Source organism: Streptomyces phytophilus (assembly GCF_013870535.1).
Classification (GTDB): Bacteria; Actinomycetota; Actinomycetes; order Streptomycetales; family Streptomycetaceae; genus Streptomyces; species Streptomyces phytophilus.
The window spans coordinates 1-1,222 of record NZ_JACBXC010001571.1 but is presented as its reverse complement, the minus strand read 5'-3'; the positions used below and the strand labels follow the sequence as shown (position 1 = coordinate 1,222).

The window sequence follows — 1,222 nt, the reverse complement described above, 5'->3', positions numbered from 1 at the left end:
GCACCGACTACGCCGACCCGCACACCGGGACCACCGCCTCCTGGGAATACGCCACCTGGACCTCCCCGGTCCACCGGCTGGCCCCGCCCGCCACCGAGGTCGTCGCCTCCTGGAACGCCGCCACCCCCGCCGGCACCTGGGTGATGGTCGAGCTGCGCGGCACGTACAACGACGGCGGCCGCACACCCTGGTACGTGATGGGCCGCTGGGCCGCGGGCGACGCGGACATCCGCCGCACCACGGTCGACGACCAGTCGGACGGCAAGAGCAGCATCTGGACCGACACGTTCGCGATCGACGACGCCGCGAGCGGGCTCCGGCTGGTCGACTACCAGCTGCGGGTGACCCTCTACCGCAAGCCCGGCAGCGACGCGACGCCGCAGGTGTGGCGGGTCGGCGCGATGGGCTCCGACGTACCGGACCGCTTCGAGGTGCCCGCGAGCACGCCGCGGCTGTCCCGCGAGCTGATCGTCCCGCGCTACTCGCAGAACATCCACGCCGGCCGCTACCCCGAGTACGACAACGGCGGTGAGGCATGGTGCAGCCCCACCTCGTCTCAGATGATCATCGAATACTGGGGCCGCAAGCCGGCCGCGGGGGACCTGGAGTGGGTCAACCCCGACTACGACGACCCGCAGGTCTGCCACGCCGCCCGCTTCACGTACGACTACCAGTACGAGGGCTGCGGCAACTGGCCGTTCAACACCGCCTACGCGAGCACGTACCGCGACATGAACGGCGTCGTCACCCGGCTCGGCTCGCTGGCCGACGCCGAACTGCTCGTGGCCGCCGGCATCCCGCTGATAACTTCCCAGTCCTTCATCGAAGAGGAACTGGACGGCGCGGGATACGGCACCGCGGGCCACCTGATGACCGTCGTCGGCTTCACCAAGGACGGCGACGTCGTCGCCAACGACCCGGCCTCGCCCGACAACCCGGCGGTGCGGCACGTCTACAAGCGCCGGCAGTGGGAGAACATCTGGCTCCGCACCAAGCGCTACGACGCCGCCGGCGCGGTCCGCTCCGGCACCGGCGGCATCTGCTACGTGCTGTGGGGCAGCGAGATCACGGGCGCCCAGAAGGCCGCGCTGGCCGCCGTCGGCATCCGCTGACACCACTGCGCCACACCGCCGGGACCCGCCCCGCCGCACAGGGGGGCGGGTCCCGGCGTACGCGCAGGGGCACGGGGAGTCTCGTCGGCCCGCTCGTGGTCGAGGGCGGC

At 71.9% G+C, this 1,222-nt stretch carries 1 protein-coding gene; it reads left to right on the top strand.

Features of this window, described 5'->3' with window-relative positions; genetic code table 11:
• On the top strand, positions 1–1,112 hold a 1,112-nt coding region (locus H5J30_RS34310; RefSeq protein ID WP_181791721.1), incomplete at its 5' end, for a C39 family peptidase.
• Between the last annotated feature and the right edge of the window lie 110 nt (positions 1,113–1,222).